The organism is Aeromonas sp. PrichA-15 (assembly GCF_017939245.1).
GTDB lineage: Bacteria > Pseudomonadota > Gammaproteobacteria > Enterobacterales > Aeromonadaceae > Aeromonas > Aeromonas caviae.
Genome location: NZ_JAGKRH010000023.1, coordinates 1 through 17,171, shown reverse-complemented (window position 1 = coordinate 17,171; position 17,171 = coordinate 1). Strand labels below are relative to the sequence as shown.

General features: G+C 59.4%; 17 protein-coding genes, 2 pseudogenes and 1 riboswitch. Of the genes and pseudogenes, 4 read left to right on the top strand and 15 right to left on the bottom strand.

Going from position 1 to position 17,171, the window contains the following annotated elements; genetic code table 11:
* The coding region (locus J9889_RS23995; protein WP_202904331.1) for a transposase at window positions 1–83 on the top strand (83 nt) is incomplete at its 5' end.
* Here J9889_RS23995 and J9889_RS03940 read toward each other — a convergent pair.
* The 14 genes and pseudogenes from J9889_RS03940 to J9889_RS03875 form a co-directional block, all read right to left on the bottom strand.
* Window positions 69–1,319, bottom strand: a pseudogene (locus J9889_RS03940) (magnesium transporter); the annotation flags it as partial. The gene J9889_RS23995 and the pseudogene J9889_RS03940 overlap by 15 nt on opposite strands.
* A 123-nt stretch (window positions 1,320–1,442) precedes the next feature.
* A riboswitch (M-box (ykoK) riboswitch) is annotated at window positions 1,443–1,612 on the bottom strand.
* Between the two features lie 177 nt (window positions 1,613–1,789).
* Window positions 1,790–2,998, bottom strand: a complete 1,209-nt coding sequence (gene flgL / locus J9889_RS03935) for a flagellar hook-associated protein FlgL (RefSeq protein ID WP_210555994.1) — start codon at window positions 2,996–2,998, stop codon at window positions 1,790–1,792.
* A 3-nt stretch (window positions 2,999–3,001) separates the two neighbouring features.
* Window positions 3,002–4,999: a flagellar hook-associated protein FlgK gene (gene flgK / locus J9889_RS03930; protein WP_210555993.1), complete on the bottom strand. Its 1,998-nt coding sequence runs from the start codon at window positions 4,997–4,999 to the stop codon at window positions 3,002–3,004.
* A gap of 3 nt (window positions 5,000–5,002) precedes the next feature.
* Window positions 5,003–6,103 (bottom strand): flagellar assembly peptidoglycan hydrolase FlgJ, encoded by a 1,101-nt coding sequence (gene flgJ, locus J9889_RS03925; protein ID WP_210555992.1) that lies wholly within the window; start codon window positions 6,101–6,103, stop codon window positions 5,003–5,005.
* Between the two features lie 46 nt (window positions 6,104–6,149).
* On the bottom strand, window positions 6,150–7,247 hold the full coding sequence (locus tag J9889_RS03920; protein ID WP_010675288.1) for a flagellar basal body P-ring protein FlgI: 1,098 nt from the start codon (window positions 7,245–7,247) through the stop codon (window positions 6,150–6,152).
* Window positions 7,248–7,307: 60 nt separating this feature from the next.
* Window positions 7,308–7,979, bottom strand: coding sequence for a flagellar basal body L-ring protein FlgH (flgH, locus tag J9889_RS03915; protein WP_010675289.1), 672 nt, complete (start codon window positions 7,977–7,979; stop codon window positions 7,308–7,310).
* Between the two features lie 16 nt (window positions 7,980–7,995).
* The gene (gene flgG, locus J9889_RS03910; RefSeq protein ID WP_010675290.1) at window positions 7,996–8,784 is read right to left on the bottom strand and encodes a flagellar basal-body rod protein FlgG; all 789 of its coding nucleotides are present in this window, start codon (window positions 8,782–8,784) and stop codon (window positions 7,996–7,998) included.
* Between the two features lie 14 nt (window positions 8,785–8,798).
* Window positions 8,799–9,545 carry a flagellar basal-body rod protein FlgF gene (flgF, locus tag J9889_RS03905; RefSeq protein ID WP_042648967.1) on the bottom strand — a complete coding sequence of 249 codons (747 nt, stop codon included), beginning with the start codon at window positions 9,543–9,545 and terminating at the stop codon, window positions 8,799–8,801.
* A gap of 146 nt (window positions 9,546–9,691) precedes the next feature.
* Entirely contained in the window at window positions 9,692–11,557 is a 1,866-nt protein-coding gene (locus J9889_RS24460) for a flagellar hook-basal body complex protein (protein ID WP_113070031.1), read from the bottom strand.
* Window positions 11,558–11,567: 10 nt separating this feature from the next.
* Window positions 11,568–12,305, bottom strand: a complete 738-nt coding sequence (locus J9889_RS03895) for a flagellar hook assembly protein FlgD (protein WP_102948625.1) — start codon at window positions 12,303–12,305, stop codon at window positions 11,568–11,570.
* 90 nt (window positions 12,306–12,395) lie between these two features.
* Window positions 12,396–12,815, bottom strand: coding sequence for a flagellar basal body rod protein FlgC (gene flgC / locus J9889_RS03890; RefSeq protein WP_005329775.1), 420 nt, complete (start codon window positions 12,813–12,815; stop codon window positions 12,396–12,398).
* The gene (gene flgB, locus J9889_RS03885; protein WP_053288337.1) at window positions 12,812–13,213 is read right to left on the bottom strand and encodes a flagellar basal body rod protein FlgB; all 402 of its coding nucleotides are present in this window, start codon (window positions 13,211–13,213) and stop codon (window positions 12,812–12,814) included. Before flgB ends, flgC begins: the two co-directional genes overlap by 4 nt.
* 61 nt (window positions 13,214–13,274) lie before the next feature.
* Window positions 13,275–14,099 (bottom strand): protein-glutamate O-methyltransferase, encoded by an 825-nt coding sequence (locus J9889_RS03880; RefSeq protein WP_052815061.1) that lies wholly within the window; start codon window positions 14,097–14,099, stop codon window positions 13,275–13,277.
* A 17-nt stretch (window positions 14,100–14,116) separates the two neighbouring features.
* Window positions 14,117–15,028: a chemotaxis protein CheV gene (locus J9889_RS03875; protein ID WP_053288335.1), complete on the bottom strand. Its 912-nt coding sequence runs from the start codon at window positions 15,026–15,028 to the stop codon at window positions 14,117–14,119.
* Window positions 15,029–15,265: 237 nt separating this feature from the next.
* Here J9889_RS03875 and flgA point away from each other — a divergent pair, with 237 nt between their 5' ends.
* The 3 genes from flgA (at window position 15,266) to J9889_RS03860 (ending at window position 16,699) form a co-directional block, all read left to right on the top strand.
* The gene (gene flgA / locus J9889_RS03870; RefSeq protein WP_029314756.1) at window positions 15,266–15,871 is read left to right on the top strand and encodes a flagellar basal body P-ring formation chaperone FlgA; all 606 of its coding nucleotides are present in this window, start codon (window positions 15,266–15,268) and stop codon (window positions 15,869–15,871) included.
* 94 nt (window positions 15,872–15,965) lie between these two features.
* On the top strand, window positions 15,966–16,286 hold the full coding sequence (gene flgM, locus J9889_RS03865; protein WP_042864123.1) for a flagellar biosynthesis anti-sigma factor FlgM: 321 nt from the start codon (window positions 15,966–15,968) through the stop codon (window positions 16,284–16,286).
* Window positions 16,283–16,699: a flagellar protein FlgN gene (locus J9889_RS03860; protein ID WP_010675299.1), complete on the top strand. Its 417-nt coding sequence runs from the start codon at window positions 16,283–16,285 to the stop codon at window positions 16,697–16,699. The genes flgM and J9889_RS03860 overlap by 4 nt, the downstream gene beginning before the upstream one ends.
* 43 nt (window positions 16,700–16,742) lie before the next feature.
* On the opposite strand, the pseudogene J9889_RS03855 reads toward J9889_RS03860, so the two are convergent.
* Window positions 16,743–17,027 (bottom strand): annotated as a pseudogene (locus J9889_RS03855) (metallophosphoesterase family protein); the annotation flags it as partial.
* Between the last annotated feature and the right edge of the window lie 144 nt (window positions 17,028–17,171).

The window sequence follows — 17,171 nt, the reverse complement described above, 5'->3', positions numbered from 1 at the left end:
GGTCACGCTCTTACTTTGCGGGCTCTTGCGGCGGAGCACCGTTGGAGGTGATCAAGCAATACATTCAAAACCAGCGGGGCTGACGCCCCGGCGAAATTCCCCTCCCACCTACGTCGGAGGGAGTCCCCTTTCGCATTTAAGATGGCGACGATGGTCAGGGTCACCACCATGCCGATCTCGGGCCCCCCCCCCAGGCTCCAGGCCCGCACCCAGGCCGCCAGTGCGATGGCGGCCGAGATGAGCAGACCGGTGGAGATCTCCTTTTTCAGCACGGTGCCGAGGTTTTTCAGGCTCACCTCCCCCACCGCCATGGCACGCACTATGGTGGTGGTGATCTGGGTACCGCTGTTGCCACCGGTACCGATGAGGAGCGGGATGAAGAAGGCCAGGGCGATGGCCGCCTCCAGCTGCTCTTCAAAGGCCCGCAGCACGGTGCCTGTGTAGGCTTCCGCCACGAACAGGATCAGCAGCCAGCCCACCCGCTTGCGCCACAACTGCCAGGGGGTGGCCTGCAGATAGGGGGTATCCAGCGGCGAGGAGCCCCCTTGCAGCTCCGCATCCTCGGTGGACTCCAGCTCCAGGATGTCGGCGGCATCGTCCACGTGGAAGACCCCCACCAGACGCCCCTGATCTTCCACCGGCAGGAGCGAGAGGTCGCGGTCAATGAGCAGGCGGGCCGCCAGCTCCTGATCCGCCCGGGCGTTGATGCGCACCGCCTCCCCCTCCATCAGGTCCCCTACCGGCAGCAGAGGATCGGCGATCAGCAACGACTTGAGGGAGACGCTGCCAAGCAGGCGCTGCTCGCCGTCAACCACATAGAGATGACCGAACAGCCTGGCCTGATCCCAGGCGCCGTGGATCAGCTGCTTGGCGCTTTCCACCGTCGCATTGGCCTCCACTGCCAGATATTCGTGGCGCATGTTGGCCCCCACCGACTCGTTCGGCCAGGCCAGCAGGGACTGGAAGGCTTTGCGGGCGGGCTCTGGCAGCCGGGCTAGCAGGGTCTTGCGATCGTGCTCGTCGAGCCTGCGCAGGATGGCCAGCAGGTCACGACGGGCCAGGGTGCCCTGCAGTATCCCCACGATGCTGCCATGCAGCCTGAGCAGCAGATGGCCGGCACACTCCGCCGGGAGGGAGGCGAGCAAGGACGCCCCTTCCGGCATGGAGAGGGTATCGAAGATGCAGTTGAGCTCTTCCGGGCGCAGGGTCAGAAGCTGATCGGCACGGGCCACCGGATCCAGGTTGTGCGCCAGCCAGTTGCGCAGGGCAACCGGGTCGAGCAGTTGATGACGATTGAGCAGGGTGTGTGTTTTCTTCATCACAGATGTCCTCATGTGATTTCAGGCGAACCTGAACGCCTCCGGCACCGGGCCGGATGCAACGGCAAGAAAACAGCAATTTGATTGACGAGTAACAGGCACGAAATGACGCCGTCCGGCGTGTTTTCATCCCCACGTACCAGCTTTAGCACTGCATAACGTATCCGGCATGCCGGAAGCCACTTGGGTTGACACCTTAATCCGATGAAAACTGTCCTGATCTTGGGCGTCTCTGGACGTCGTGAGATCAGTGGCCTGTGTTTATGCAGGAGCCTCGCCTAACGAGATGCTGCGAACATTGATTGCACGGCGCTACCGTGCGGGCGGCATCATCTGCCCAGGCGCAGGTCGAGTCAAGGCAAACAGGCCCCTGGCAACGGGTTGTTACAAATTGGCCGGACGGCGGGCCCTTCATGAAACGAGGCTCCCCCGTGCGTGGCACGGGGGAGCCTGCGGTCAACGGACGAACGTCAGCGGATATAGTCGAATAGGGTCAGCTTGCTTATCTTGCTGAAGGCTAGCTGGGAGGCGCTCATGGCTGCATACTCCTTGGAGAGGGCCGCGATCACCTCGTACATGTCCGCCTCGGACACCTTGGCCCGCGCCTGCTGGTTCAGGGTGCTGAGTCCATCGTTGGAACTCATCACCTGCTCCAGGCTGTTCATCCTTCCCCCCAGCTCCCCCAGTCCCCGGTCTATCTTGGTTCTGGCGTTGCTCATGTGGGTGGTGGCATCGGAGACCGCCAGCTGGAAATCGCTCTCGGACAGGGTCGGATCACGCATGGCGGAGATGAAATCGGACATGCCATTGAGGATGTTGTCGTTTTTCGGGGTATCCAGCACGAAGTTCTGGGTCGCCGACCCCGCAGGGAGGTCGAGGGTGAGCGCCAGGCCGTTGAAGGGGATCTTGTTGCCCGCCACATAGTCGCCGCTTTGCAGCAGGGTGCCACCGCTGTCACGGATCTCGTAGGTGTCCGGCGGCCCGGCCAGGGTGCTGACCGCATATTGGTTGCTCGGCAGGGAAGAGTCATAGTTGTTGCGATAGAAGCTCTCGAAGTTCCCCTGATCCGCCACCGACACCTGGATGTTGCCACTGGCGGCGCTGGCAGTGCGCCGGGTCGCCACTATCTCGAACAGATCGAAACCGGAGTCGTTGGCCGGGATCTGCACCGTGGGTGAGACCTGGATGTTGCGCTGCCCCGTGTCCCCCTGGAACACATAGTTGCCACTGGCATCCTTGACGAAGGGCTGGGTCTTGCTCTGATTGCCGCCGAAGATGTACTCCCCCTGGGAGTTCTTGCTGTTCATCAGGTCGAACATCTGCTTTTGCAGACCCTCCAGCTCGCTCGCGATGGCGCTGCGCTCCTCGGAGCCCATGGCGGAGTTGTTCGCCTTCTGGATCAGGGTCTGGGCACTGAGCATGGCGCTGTTGAGGGAGGTCAGCACCGTCTCCTCGTGGCCCAGGCTGTTCTCCAGCAGGCTGCCGTTGACGCCGTACTGCTTGAAGAGATCGATCTCCTTGGTCAGCGCCATCTTCTGGCTCATGCCGGCCGGGTCCTCCCCGGAGCGGGAGAATTTATCCCCCGTCATCAACTGGTTGTAGGCGGTGTTCTGGCGCTCGCTCACCTTGCTCATGGAGGCAAGGTTGCGGTCATAGATCATGTTGGTGGTGATGCGCATGACTTACCTCACGGAGGAGAGCAGGGTGTCGAAGATGGTCTTGGCGGTGTTCACTATCTGGGCCGAGGCCGCATAGGACTGCTGGAAGCGGATGAGGTTGGCCGCCTCCTCCTCCAGATTGACGCCGGAGACACTCTCGAAGATGGCGGTACTCTGGGTCAGCTTCGCCTCGTTGGCCTGCAGCAGGGTCTTGGCCTGGCTGGTCTTGTTGCCAATGCCGCTCACCAGACCCGAGTAGGCATCGTTGAAGGTCATCTTGTCGTTGCTGGTGGCGGCGTTGTTGTTCTTGCGCACCAGCTCCTTGTTCTGCAGCTCCGCCAGCGCCAGGCCGTTGGCGTTGTCCGCAAAGCCGTCCTTGTTGTAGCTGAGCGTGAAGCTGTCGCTGGCCTCCACCTTGCCGGTGATGCTGAACTCATAGCCCGGGCTCTGGGTCGGATCGGCGTAGACCTTGGGCCCCCCCAGGGGGCTCTCGAGGGCGGCCATCAGGTTCTGTCCCTTGCTGGAGGCGGGGGCGACACCCAGCAGGTTGTTGTTCTTGTCATAGACCTCGTAGTTGCCGCTGCCGTCGATCTTGATGACCTGGGGGGCACTCGGGTCCAAAGTGTTGGTGCCAAAACCCGAGCCCGTGCCGGTGTTGTAGACACCGCCCAGCGCTATCTCGCCCGAGCCCAGGTTCTGGGATCCCTTGTCCGCCTTCAGGGGGGAAGCCAGCGCGATATCTTCAGGGCGGGTGATCGCCTGCTCCAGGTTGGCAGCCGCATTCCGGGTGGGTTGCAACAAGATCTTGTCACCTGCAGCCGGTGTGCCGGAGAGATCGATTTCGATGCCGTGGCCCGTCACTTCGAAGGTGGCTGGCGGCGTGGTCCCCGTGGCGAGCGAGGTACGCTGCCCGCTGCCGTCGATGGCGAACACCTCGTAACCGGTGGCGCTGTTGAACCGCACCTCGTAGTCGAAGGTGGTGACCTCGCTCCCCTTGCCGGGAACGAAGTTGACGCTGGCCGCCCCGTTGCCCTGGTTGCTGGCGTAGGGCAACCCCTGGCTTCCTTTGAGGGTGAAGAGATCCCCCCCAAGCTCGTTGTCGAGATCCATCCCCAACCGGTTCTGCTGGTTCATGGCATCCCCCAGGGCGACGGCCATCTGCCCCAGCTCCCGCTTGGCGGGCTCCAGATCCCGACGCGCGGTGAAGAGGCCACCGATGGCGCCGCCAATATCCTTGTCGTTGATGCTGGCCTGGTTCTTGCCCAGGGTCAGCTGCAGGGAAGGCTCACGGGAATCCGGGTCCCCCGGCACCACCTTGAACTGGGCCACGTCGCCATCGAGCACCAGGGAGTGCCCTGTGCTCATGTTGACCAGCATGCTGCCGTTGGGCTGGGTCACGGTGCGGATCTCCATCTTCTCGGAGAGCTGGCGAATGGCCTCATCACGCTGATCGAACAGCATCAGGTTCTCTTCAGGGGAGCCCTGGGTGCGGACGATGGACTGGTTCAGATCGTTGATGCTGTTCAGCAGGCTGTTCACCCTGTCCGTCTCGTCCCCTATGGTGGCGTTGATGGTATCGGACTGCTTGTCGAGCTGGGCGGAGAGGGTGTGGAATCTGTCCACCATACCGCTCAGTTCACTCAGGGTCGTCTGGCGCCCTCCGATCTCGGACGGTGACTCGTTGGCGGTGTGGAAAGCCTTGAAGTAGGAGGTGATGGTGGACCCCACACTGTTGCTGGCATCACCGAGCAGGCTGTCGAGCTGGAACAGTTGATCGTAGCGGGTGTTGGCGGCGTTATAAGCGGACGTATCACGGCGAACCTCGGCCTGGGCATAGGCGTTGATGATGCGATCACTCACCATGTCGCCCGTCCCCAATCCGACGGAATTGGTGTAGATCAGGGTGCGTTCACGTACATAGCCCTGGCTATTGACGTTCACTATGTTGTTGCTGGTGGTCTGCAGCAGCCGCTGCTGGGCCAACACACCCGAGGTCCCAATTCCAAGCAGATCGCTTGCCATAGCTTACAGCTCCATCTCTGTGTTCCTGTCTGCAATGTTGCCGGGCGTCGAATAGCCGGCGATGGCATCACTGCGCAACACTTGTTTAAGTTTCCTGGCGTACTGGGGATCGGTGGCATAACCGGCCTGCTGCAACGCCTCGAAGTAACGGTCCGGGCTGTCCACCTTGGCCAGCGCCCCCTTGTAGCGACTCCCAGAGGTCAGGAAATCCACGTAGTCGTTGAAGCTCTCTTCGAACGACTCGTAGGAGCGAAACGCCGCCTTCTGGCGCGAGGCCACCCCTTGCTCGTATTCCAGGGTGCTCACCACCGCCTTGGGGCCTTCCCAACGCGGATCCGCCTTGATGCCGAACAGGTTGTGCGTCACGTTTCCGTCTGCATCCTTGATCACCCGCTTTCCCCAGCCACTCTCAAGGGCGGCCTGGGCCACCAACACCGCCGGGCTCAACCCCAGCTTGTCCGCCGCCTTCTTGGCCAGCGGCATCAGCCTGTCGACGAACTCTTCCGGGCTGTCAAACACCTTGGCGCTGCCATCCAGGGCCGAAGGCCTCTGGCTGCTGCCCATGGGCGGCACGGTGCGGTGGGGGCGTCTTGGCATGGTCAGCGTACGCTCGGCCCCATTCAGCTCACCCTTCATTTCGTTATCAGCAAAATTTTTGCCAACTTTGGAGGCAGCAATCAGATCGTTGGAGGCACTGGGGGGTTGATAGGGCTTGTAGACCCGCTCGGTACGCTGGGGCAGCTTGAGTACCCGGCCATCCTGATGGGTGAAGGTCTGCTCGGGAGAGAGCTGCCTGGCCACCATCTCGGCAATGCCCAGCCCCCCCTTGCTCGACATGTCGGCAACCCGCTGCTCGTCCAGCATCCCTTCATAGAACTGGGTGTAGCTGCTGTTCATCGGGTTGCCCTCGGTGAGCACCGAGTTGGCCTGGCGCATCCCCTTGAACAGGGTCTGGGTGAAGATGGATTCGAACTGGCGGGCGGCCGCCATCAGGGCCCCTTGCTTCCCCTCCTTGCTCAGGCTCATCTGGCGCAGTTTGTCCAGGTTCTGGACGTCCTGCACCATGCCAATATTGATACCGCTCTGGGTGTCGAACTCTGCCATAACCTACCTCTTTGCCGCCCGTGGCAACCGCTTGCCGCTCACGAAATTACAGAATGACCAGTTGGCCCTGGATCGCGCCCGCCTGCTGCAGCGCCTCCAGGATCGCCATCAGATCCCCGGGGGCGACCCCCACCTGGTTCACCGCCCGCACCAGGTCGTCCAGGGTCGCGCCGGTATCGAGCTTGAACATCCGACCGGGATCCTGCTGCACGTTGATGGTGGAGTTGTTGGTGACCGCCGTCTGCCCGCCAGCGAGCGGATTGGGTTGGGAGACCTGCTGGTTCTCGGCGATGGTGACCGTCAGCCCACCGTGGCTGATGGCCGCCGGGCGCAGCTTGACCTCGCTGCCGATGACGATGGTCCCGGTGCGCGAATTCACGATGATCTTGGCGGACTCGCTCGCCGGGTCCACTTCCAGGTTCTCGATGGTGGAGAGGTAGGAGACCCGCTGGGCCGGATCCCGCGGCGCGAATACCTTGATGGAGGTAGCGTCCATCGCCTGGGCGGTGTTCGGACCCACCAGATCGTTGACCACGTCCGCCAGACGGCGGGCGGTGGTGAAGTCCGGCCGGTTCAGGTTGAAGGTGATGGTGTCGCCCTGGCTGAAGGAGTTGGGAACCTCCCGCTCCACGGTCGCCCCGTTGGCGATACGCCCCACTGTGGGCGTGTTCACCACCACCTTGGAGCCGTCCGCCCCTTCGGCCCCGAGGCCACCGACCACCAGGCTGCCCTGGGCCACCGCATAGACGCGGCCATCCAGTCCTTTCAGGAAGGTCTGGAGCAGGGTGCCGCCACGCAGGCTCTTCGCCTCGCCGATGGCGGAGACGGTGACGTCTATGGTCTGACCCGGCTTGGAGAAGGGGGGCAGATCCGCGTGGATGGCCACCGGCGCCACGTCCTTGATCTTGGGCTTGATGTTGTCAGGCACCTTGATGCCGAAGTTGTTGAGCATGGTCCTGAAGGTCTGCTCGGTGAAGGCGTTGTTCTTCTCCCCCGTGCCGGGCAGGCCCACCACCAGACCGTAACCGATCAGCTGGTTGCTGCGCACTCCTTCCACCGAGGCGAGGTCCTTGATGCGGGATGCGTGCGCCAGCCCGAAAGGCAGCAGGCAGCACAGCAGGGCAAGCAGACGGAATCGGTTCATGACATCTCCTAACAAAACCTTCCTGATCCGGGACCCGTGAACGCCCCGGACTCTTGAGTCTTAAATGGGCCACCAGGGGCCGTTGAAGAAGCTGGTGAGCCAGCCCTGTTCCTGGGTGTTCGCCAGATCCCCGGTACCGCCGTAATAGATACGCGCATTGGCCACCCGCTGGGAGGAGACGCTGTTTTCCGAGCTCACGTCCTCCGGGCGCACCAGACCGGTGATACGGATGTATTCGTTGCCATTGTTGAGCATGATCCACTTCTCGCCGCGCACCAGCAGGTTCCCGTTTGGCAGTACCTTGACCACGCTGACCGAGATGTTGCCCTGCAGGCTGTTGCTCTGATCCGCCTTGGCCTGCCCCTTGAAGGCACTGTTCTGGCCGATGGAGGCCGACAGATCGTAGGGCCCCGCCGTGACCGGCACGCCACCCAGGGTGACGGGGTCGAGCGCCAGCTTGTTGTCCTTGCCGCTCTGGGTATTGGCCTTTTTCGACGCCGAGGTCGACTCCGCCAACTGGATGGTGATGATGTCACCCACCCGGTGCGCCTTGATGTCCGAGTAGATGCCGTTGACCTGCTCGGGCTGGAAGATGGCGCCGGTCGGGCGCACCGACACCGGCTCCGACTCCCCGTAGACGGGGGCGAAATCCGGGTCATCCGGTTTGGCGGTATTGGGGGTACTGGTGCAACCCGCCAGCGTCAGCAGTCCCAGCATCCATATGGCTTTCATCATGACACTCCTTTCATCAGGTCCGCTGGGTCAGGAAGGACATCATGGAGTCGACGGCGGAGATGACCTTGGAGTTCATCTCGTAGACCCGCTGAGCCTGGATGAGATTCACCAGCTCCTCGGTCACGTTGACGTTGGAGGTCTCCAGCATCCCCTGCTTGATCACCCCCAGCCCGTCCGCACCGGCTGTCCCCTGAATGGGGGCGCCGCTGGACTGGGTCTCGAGGAAGAGGTTCTCCCCCATGGGCTGCAGGCCGGTGGGGTTGACGAAGTCCGTGGTGTTGATCTGGCCCACCACCTGGGATTGGCCATCCCCCTTGAGCTGGACGGAGACCTGGCCATCCTCCCCCACGGTGACGCTCTGGGCGTTCTCGGGGATCTGGATCTCCGGTTGCAGCGGGTAACCGTTGCCCGGGGTGACGATGGTCCCCTCGTCGTTCAGGGTGAACTGGCCGTTACGGGTATAGGCGGCGCTGCCATCGGGCAGCTGGATTTCGAAGTAGCCGCGACCGCTGATCATCAAGTCAAGGGAGTTGTCCGTGGTCTGGACGTTGCCCTGACTGTGGTTTTTCTGGGTGGCGACCACCTTGGCCCCCGCCCCCAGCATCAGGCCGGAAGGGAGCTCGGTGTCCGCAGAGGAGCGACCGCCAGGCTGGTTGATGTTCTGATAAAGCAGATCCTCGAAGATGGCCCGCGCCTTCTTGTAGCCCACTGTGCTGGCGTTCGCCAGGTTGTTCGAGGTGACCGAGATGTTGGTCTGCTGGGCATCGAGGCCGGTCTTGCTGATCCAGAGTGCAGGATTCATGGGGTGCTCCTTGATTAGCTGATACGCAGCAGCTGGGTTTGTGCCTCGTCGTTCTCCTCGGCGGTCTTCATGATCTTGACCTGAGTTTCAAACTGACGTTGCAAGCGAATAAGGTTGGTCATCTCGTCGACCACGTTGACGTTGCTCCCCTCAAGGGAGCCGGCGATCAGGCCCACATCCGCAGACGCGGCCTCATTCTGGCCATCCTTGCGGCGAAACAGGCCGTCCTGGCCTTTCTCCACCGCATCTGCCGCCGGGTTGACCAGCTTGATACGCTGGAAATCTTCCGGCAGGTTGGCGGCTGCCCCCTCGGGACGGCCGCTGATGGTACCGTCACGATTGATCTCGATCTTCTCCATGGGCAGGGGCAGCACGATGGGCTGACCGGCATCATCCACCACATTCAGACCGGTGGAAGTCTGCAGATTGCCGGTGGCATTGAGCTGCAGGTTGCCCATGCGGGTATAGGCTTCCGCGCCGTTGGGATCCTGCACCGCAATCCAGCCCGGCCCATCGACGGCAACGTCAAGATCCCGCCCCGTGGTCTGCAGCAGGCCGTGTTGCAAGTTCTGGCCCGGCCGCTCGGTCATGGCGAACACCCGCGTGGGCAGCCCTTCGCCAAACGCCTGCATGCTGCGCGCCTGCTCGAAGTCAGACTTGAAGCCAATGGTGTTGGCGTTGGCCAGGTTGTTGCCACGAACAGCCAGGCTGTTCATGTTCTCCTTGGCCCCGGACATGGCGATGTAAAGCAGGTGATCCATGGGATCCTCCGTCAAACAGATGACTCTCACAGCTCAACTGCAAGTTGAATGCCAAGAGAGATGACGAAGATGGCATGAAAGGAGGAAATGAGGCGGGACGGAAATGACAAGGGGCGCCGAAGCGCCCCTGCCAACTACCCGCCGTCTTAGCGGATCTGCAGTATGTTCTGCTGCAGGGAGCTGTTCACTTCCAGGGAACGGGAGTTCGCCTGGAAGTTGCGCTGGGCAGTGATGAGATCGACCAGCTCGGTGGTGAGGTCCACGTTGGACTGCTCCAGCGCCGACGACTTGATGGAGCCGAACGTGCCGGAGTTCGGGGTGCCGGGCAAGGCATCGCCAGAGAGCAGGGACTGGCGCCAGGAGGTGTCGCCGACCTGGGTCAGCCCCTGAGAATTGGCAAACTTAGCCATGGCCACCATGGCAACCTTGACGGTGGTGGCATTACTGTAGGTTGCCGATATGATGCCATCTCCCGTAATTTCGACCTTCGTCAAGCGACCGACAGTGGAGCCATCCTGGGTCAATTGGTTGACTTCAAAAGGTGAAGCGTACTGTGTCACGGTACCGAGCTTGAGCTCGATATCCTGAGTGCCATCGGCACCATTAGTAATAATGCCGGCGCCTGGAGTGCCCAAGGGTTCGGTCTTAATGACCTCAGGACTAGTAGGTGTCTGCATTCTTCCAGAAGCATCAAAAGTGACACGCGCACTCAGAGGTGCTTGACTTAGGCCAGTTGCCATTGCCGTCGCTTGACCGCCAACAATATCAATGGGTTTATCACCTTCATAAAGGTACATACGCCAAGCAGTAGGTACAGTCGCCTTGCTTGGATCTGTAGAATCTGCCTCCTTGACAAAATACTGCGTGATAGTGTGCGGCTCACCAAGGGAGTCATATGCAACCACAGATGTTGATGAGGAATATGTAGTTGAATCTTTTGGATCAAACTTGGAATATGTGCGGGCGATACCGTCCTGGCTCAATTGGTTAACTTTGTATGGTGATGCCGATTCGCTTACCGCATCGAACTTGAACTCAACAACCTGAGACTCATTAGCACCATTCATGTTAATGCCAGCACCAGGAACAGCACTCGGCGGGTTGGGAGTTCCTAAAGGTACTGTTTTTAATTCAGCAGGAACCGTACCAGTCATAGTGCCAGAAGTATCGAAATTAATTCGCGCAAACTGCTGTGGGGTTCCCGCATCATTAATATTTATAGGAGTCGTCCCTTGGAAGAGGTACATACGCCAAGTTGCAGGTACTGCAGACTGAGTGGGATTTGCTGGATCTGCGTCCTTGGCAAAGTACTGAGTAATTGTGTGCTTCTCTCCAAGTGAGTCATAGACATCAGTAGTAGTTTGCATTGAATAAGTGCTGGGATCATTCGGGTCAAATGCCAAACCAGGATTAATGACATTAGCGCTAGAGTCCAAATTAAAACTGCTATTAACCTGAGAAGTCATCAATGGGTCTGCACCACTGGCTTTTGGTGTCGAGGTGGTGGGTAGATTAAAACTGGCATTGACTTGTGATGTCTGTACAGGCTCTCCGGCACGATCAGGGATCTGAATTGGCCGAGTTGCAGTAATGCTAACTGCTTTTGGGGTGCCATCGGCGTTGATCTCGTATCCCTGCAAGTAGCCACCTGAATTGCTCACCATATAGCTGTTTTCATTGAGCTTGAAGGCGCCCGCACGGGTGTAGGTGCGATCCAGGTTGGTCAGGCCGTCCGAGGTCACGAAGAAGCCGTTGCCCTGGATGGCAAGATCCAGCGCGTTGTTGGTGAATTGCAGCGCGCCCTGGTGGAACTGCTGAGCCACAGCGCCAGTCGCCACACCGTTGCCGACCTGGGTCTTGGCGTTGACGAAGATGGAATTGGCGTAGACGTCGGCAAACTCGGCACGGGACTCCTTGAAGCCGGTGGTATTGACGTTGGCAATGTTGTTCGCGGTGACGTTCAGGTCTTTTTGAGCCGCATTGATGCCGCTGAGGGCATTGTTGAATGACATGTCTTTCTCCTTAGATCACTGCGTTAGAGGACGAAGCCGACTGGGTGGTGGTCTTGCCGGTCGTCGCGCCAATTTCCAATACATCGGTCAGGTAGATGCCGCCCAGTCCCTTGAGTTTGAGGGTGCTGGGGTTGGTGCTCGTTCCCAGGGTGACGCTCTCCACCTTGGCGTAAGTCAGGGCGGGGATACTCTCCGACTTGCCGTCGACGGTGGCATGCGCCTCTATCGAATACTTGCCGCTCTTGGCCTCGTTGCCGGACTTGTCCTTGCCATCCCATTCGAAGGCCACGTTCCCCTTGTGGCTCCCTTCAATGGCGAACTCCCTGATGACCTGGCCGCTCTCGTCCTTCACCGTCACCTTAATGTTGCTGCCGCCATCGCCGGTGGCGATGACCCCCGTGAGGGTGCCCCCCTTCTCCACGTAACCCGTGTTGGACGGGATCAGCACGTTCTGCCCCACCAGCGCGGAGGCCTGCAGCGCCTGGCTGGAGGTCATCAGGCTGTTGAGGCTCTCCATCTGGGTGGAGAGGCTGCTGATCCCCTGAGACGTTGACATCGAGGTCATCTGGGAAAGCATCTGGGCGTTGTCCACCGGTTTGAACGGATCCTGATAGGAGAGCTGCATGGTCAGCAGTTTCAGGAAGGACTCCTGATCCAGCTCCTTTTTCTGGGTACTGGTGTTGACCGTACTGGTCTGGGCCGACGTCGTCCGGTTGACGCCCAGCAGGCTGTCATAGGTATCTGCCACTTATGCTCCCCCCTCTAGGGCGTGCCCACTGGGCCGATTGTTGCCGCCTGGCAGGCGATCACGGGTCACTCTCATCCGGGTTCACCTCTGTCAGGACTTGCCCAGACCCAGGGTCTGCTGCAACATTTTCTTGGCCGCATCGGCCACCTGGACGTTGGTCTGGTAGCTGCGCGACGCCGCTATCATGTCCGCCATCTCTTCCACCATGTTGACGTTGGGCTTGAAGATGAAGCCATCCTTGTCCGCCATGGGGTGATTCGGGTTGTACTCCTTGAGCAGGGGCGCATCACTCTCGACGATGCCCTTCACATCCACCCCGACCGAGGCCTGCTTGTCGGACATGGCCTGATCCAACTGGGCGGCAAAGACTGGCCGCCTGGCGTGGTAAGTTTTTTCCACGCTGGAGCTGACGCTGTCAGCGTTGGCCATGTTGCTCGCCACCGTGTTGAGGCGAACGGACTGCGCGCTCATGGCTGAGCCTGCAATGTCAAAGACCTTGAACAAACTCATCCTTGCTCTCCTTTCAGTGCCTTGAGCAGGCCGCTTATCTTGCTGTTCATGAATTCAAGAGAGGCCTGGTATTCAAGGCTGTTGCGCAGGAACTCGCTGCGCTCCTGCTGTACGTCCACCGTGTTGCCGTCACCGGTATCCGGTTGCAGGGGATTGCGGTACTGGGTCGTGCCCGGGGAATCCATCTGCAAGGCGAAGTGCTTCTCGCTGGTAGTGCTGAGCCCGAACCCTTGCTGGCCCTGGGCATCCTGCAACGCTTGTGAGAAGTTGATGTCACGGGCCTTGAAACCCGGCGTATCCGCATTGGCGATGTTGCTGGACAACACCTCGGCACGCTTGGCGCGCACGCTCAGCGTGTACTGATGAACACCAAATGCCTTGTCGAATGAAATTGCCATAGCACACCTCCTGCTTCATGGATATTTAGCAAGAGGTGTGCCAAGAGGGTATTGAGCGGGGTTATTTGACCTTGTAGACGATGCCGGGGTTGCAGCGGATCATCTCGAACTTATCGGTGAGGCCAGCCAGAGACTCGGAGGCCCCCAGCATCAGGTAGCCGCCAGGATTGAGGCTGCTGGCGAACTGGTTGAGGATCTTGGATTTCACTTCGGGCGCAAAGTAGATGAGCACGTTGCGACAGAAGATGATGTCAAACTTGCCGAGCAGGCTGTAGCTCTCCAGCAGGTTGAGAGGGCGGAAGCTGGTCAATTTTCTGACACGTTCCACCACCCGCATCTTGTTGTCGCCATAGGGTTCGAAAAAGAGTCGCTTGCGCTCGGGGGAAAGCCCGCGAGCCAGTGCAAGGCTATCGTAGATCCCTTCCTTACACTGGTTCAGCATGGTGCTGGATATATCGGTCCCTACTATTTGCACCCCGCCCGGCATGCTACCCGGCCGTTTAACTTGCTGCTCCAGCGCCGTCATGGCGATGGAGTAGGGCTCCTGTCCGGACGAAGAGGCGGCAGACCATATCTTGATGGTGCGACCGCTCTTACCAAGCTCCGGGAAAATCTTGTCACTCAATAACTGGAACGGATAGGTATCGCGAAACCACAAAGTCTCGTTGGTGGTCATGGCATCGATCACTGCCATCTTGAGTTCCCGCTCGCGCACGCTCATCGCCCGGGTGACCAGATCAGACAGACTCTCGATACCAAACTGAGTCATCAAGGGCGACAGGCGGCTTTTAACCAGATACTGTTTGTTGTCACCCAGTACTATGCCGCTCTGTTGTGCCAGAAAATTGCTGAATTGCCTGTATAAGTCGTCCGAAAGTGTCTTCATGCAGTTGTTCTTCTTGATTAGAGAGCGCCTTGTACGGCCTTGGCCAATTCATCCGGCTGGAATTTGGCAATGAAATTGTTCGCTCCGACTTTCTGCACCATGGCCTGATTGAACACCCCACTGAGGGAAGTGTGCAGGATAACATGCAAATCCTTGAGGTTGGGATTGTTGCGGATCTCGGCGGTGAAGGTATAACCATCCATCTCCGGCATTTCAATATCTGAAATAACCAATGCAATCTGATCATGTATGGGGCCATTTTTGGACATCTCCAACAACATGTTGAGCGCTTCCCGTCCATCCTTGGCCAGCACGCACTGCACCCCGATAGCCTCCAGTGCACGTTGTACCTGCTTGCGCGCAACCGAAGAGTCGTCCGCAACCAGCACGGGACGCCCGTGAGGATTGCGCTCCACGCTTGCTTCCACCAACTCGGTGGACACCTCAGTGGAGACCGGAGAAATCTCGTTGAGAATGCGCTCCACGTCCAAGATCTCCACCAGCTCGCCATCTACCTCGGTCACTGCCGTCATGTAGTTGATGCGACCAGCCCCTTTGGGTGGCGGCAGAATGGACTCCCAGTTCATGTTGATGATGCGCTCGACCGAGTGGACCAGGAACCCCTGAATGGAGCGGTTGTACTCGGAGATGATGATGAAGCACTTGGAGAGATCCTGGATGGGGCGCTTGCCCATCGCCATGCTGAGATCGATCACCGAGATGGTCTGGCCACGGATATGTGCCACGCCGCGAATGCAGGAGTTGAGCTTGGGCATGACGGTCAGAGGGGGACACTGCAGCACCTCGCGTACCTTGAATACGTTGATGCCAAATCTTTGACGTCCATTGAGACGAAACAGCAGCAGCTCCAGCCTATTTTGTCCCACTAATTGGGTTCGCTGGTTAACCGAGTCCAGAACACTCGCCATAAACACTCCCTAAAAATGCTTGGCACTGATCGTGCATATCATTATGCATGCACATTGGCTTGCATCAGACCATCGTTGTTTCAACAACAGAATAATTCTGGAGCAAGCATAGTTAACTACGGTGGTATACGTGAATAACTTATCGACCGGTAAGCAAAAATGATTAGTAGACTTTTCCTTATCTTACTGCCGTTTTGCAGTCTGTCTCACGCCATGGCGTCCGAGGTCACCGACTATCTGCAAGAACAGGCACAGGCGTTCGTGCTCGACCAGCTCGATATTCCCCTCGATGCACAGGCCGACGTCAAGGCCGGCACCATTGACGAGCGCCTCCCCCTCACGCGCTGCGAAGATGCCCTCACCATTTCCCTCCCCGCCCGGATGGAGATCCGTCGCAACACCACCGTCTACCTCAAGTGCGAGGGAGATAAATCCTGGGATCTCTATCTCCCTGTCCGGGTCAGCATCCAGAAACCCTATGTCACCGTCGCCGTCCCGGTTGCCAAGGGAGACATCCTGAGCGAACCGATGCTGACCTTGGCATACCAGGACCAAACCCTGATCCGTGGCGACTACCTTACCGATCCGACCGCACTTATCGGGGTACGTAGCAAACGTGAGCTCAAACCGGGCCAGCCAATCAGACTGACCCAGGTCTGCGTGGTCTGCAAGGGGGACCAGGTCACCCTGAGTGCTGAAAACAGCAGCATGCAGATCAAAACCATGGCCCGCGCCTTGCAAGATGGCAGCTTCGGAGACATGATCCGGCTTGTCAACACGCGCTCGGGCAGAACGGTGCAAGGCCAGGTCAGTGCAGTGGGCTCCGTGGTCGTGACATTCTGACACAGGAATGCACTGCGCAATTTTTTTCTAAAGTTCTGACCGCCGTCACCGATACACAGGTAAGCGAACAGCAAAGCAGACGAAGGTAAACCTTATGGCTATCAACAATATCAACAACTTGGCTAACAACCGCCTGCAAAACAGCGGCAACAGCCAAGGTGTAGCCACCAAGTCGGCGACCTCCAGCGAGAGCAGCCGTGCGACGACCGTCAAGAGCGACTCTGTCTCCTTGACCAGTGAGGCGCAGCAATTGCAACAGATGCAGAAGACCCTCAACACCGCCTCCACCGGTAACGAGAGCCGCGTCGAGAGCCTGAAGAAGGCCGTGGCCAGTGGGGAGTACAAGGTCAACAGCGAAGCCGTGGCCAGAAAGATGTTCAGCTTCGAAGCCGATCTGGATAAACGGTTGGGATGATGGACCTCCCTTCGCTGCTGCGCGCTCAGGACGACAACCTCTCCCAGATGCAAGGCTTGCTGGCAGAGGAGTTCGACCTCCTCAAGGCTCACCGGGCCCTTGCGTTGCCGGCACTCGCCGATCGCAAGCAACAACTGCTGGTGGCCATCGAGATGCTGGACAAGACTCTGGCAGAGCTACCCGACCTGCAGCAACAGCTGGGCGCCTTCCCGACCCAATTGCAGGCCCTTCAAGCCAAGCTGGAAGCCTGTCAGGAGCAGAACAACCTCAACGGACGTCTGCTCGAACTCAGCATTGTCTCCAATCGCCGTCTCGCCAGCTTCCTCAGCAAGCTCAGAGACAGCAGCTCCCTGACCTATGACGCCAAAGGCAATACCCGCTCAGGCACCCGCTCTTTCGGGATCAAGGCCTGATCTCCTCTCCCTCTTCTGGTTTCCTCTCCTTGTCAGCCCCTCATCAGAGCACCAGCTGCATCAGGGTTTCTCCATCCTTGCAGGCATGGATGTTCATGCAGCCCTCGTCATAGCACCCATAACTGGCCACCCACTCGCCCCTTGGAAAACAGATAGACCCCGGGTTCATCAGGATCATTTCTCCCTCCTGGCGCAGCACAGGCACATGGGTATGACCGCTGATGAACAGGCTCCCTGCTGGCAGGGGCACGTTGCCGGACTCATAGAGATGACCGTGGCTGACAAACCAACGCCGCCCATCCACCAGTAGCTGGTTGTAGGGCGCCGTGTTGACATCCTCCCCCACCTTAGCGCTTCGCGTCACAGGAGGGGGATTCCCATTACTGGGTGATAGCTGCTCGCGCAGTACCGGGTTCCTGCTTCATCGGGCGGCCTGATTGCACCGCGCCTCCACAGGCTAAAACGGCGTGTC

Coding starts and splice junctions, on each gene's coding strand:
- flgB (WP_053288337.1), bottom strand. CDS start 13,213: ATGGCAATTTCATTCGACAAGGCATTTGGTGTTCATCAGTACACGCTG.
- flgM (WP_042864123.1), top strand. CDS start 15,966: ATGGCTATCAACAATATCAACAACTTGGCTAACAACCGCCTGCAAAAC.
- flgC (WP_005329775.1), bottom strand. CDS start 12,815: ATGAGTTTGTTCAAGGTCTTTGACATTGCAGGCTCAGCCATGAGCGCG.
- flgL (WP_210555994.1), bottom strand. CDS start 2,998: ATGCGCATCACCACCAACATGATCTATGACCGCAACCTTGCCTCCATG.
- J9889_RS03920 (WP_010675288.1), bottom strand. CDS start 7,247: ATGAACCGATTCCGTCTGCTTGCCCTGCTGTGCTGCCTGCTGCCTTTC.
- J9889_RS03880 (WP_052815061.1), bottom strand. CDS start 14,099: ATGAAGACACTTTCGGACGACTTATACAGGCAATTCAGCAATTTTCTG.
- flgF (WP_042648967.1), bottom strand. CDS start 9,545: ATGGATCACCTGCTTTACATCGCCATGTCCGGGGCCAAGGAGAACATG.
- flgG (WP_010675290.1), bottom strand. CDS start 8,784: ATGAATCCTGCACTCTGGATCAGCAAGACCGGCCTCGATGCCCAGCAG.
- J9889_RS24460 (WP_113070031.1), bottom strand. CDS start 11,557: ATGTCATTCAACAATGCCCTCAGCGGCATCAATGCGGCTCAAAAAGAC.
- flgH (WP_010675289.1), bottom strand. CDS start 7,979: ATGAAAGCCATATGGATGCTGGGACTGCTGACGCTGGCGGGTTGCACC.
- flgK (WP_210555993.1), bottom strand. CDS start 4,999: ATGGCAAGCGATCTGCTTGGAATTGGGACCTCGGGTGTGTTGGCCCAG.
- flgJ (WP_210555992.1), bottom strand. CDS start 6,103: ATGGCAGAGTTCGACACCCAGAGCGGTATCAATATTGGCATGGTGCAG.
- J9889_RS03860 (WP_010675299.1), top strand. CDS start 16,283: ATGATGGACCTCCCTTCGCTGCTGCGCGCTCAGGACGACAACCTCTCC.
- J9889_RS03875 (WP_053288335.1), bottom strand. CDS start 15,028: ATGGCGAGTGTTCTGGACTCGGTTAACCAGCGAACCCAATTAGTGGGA.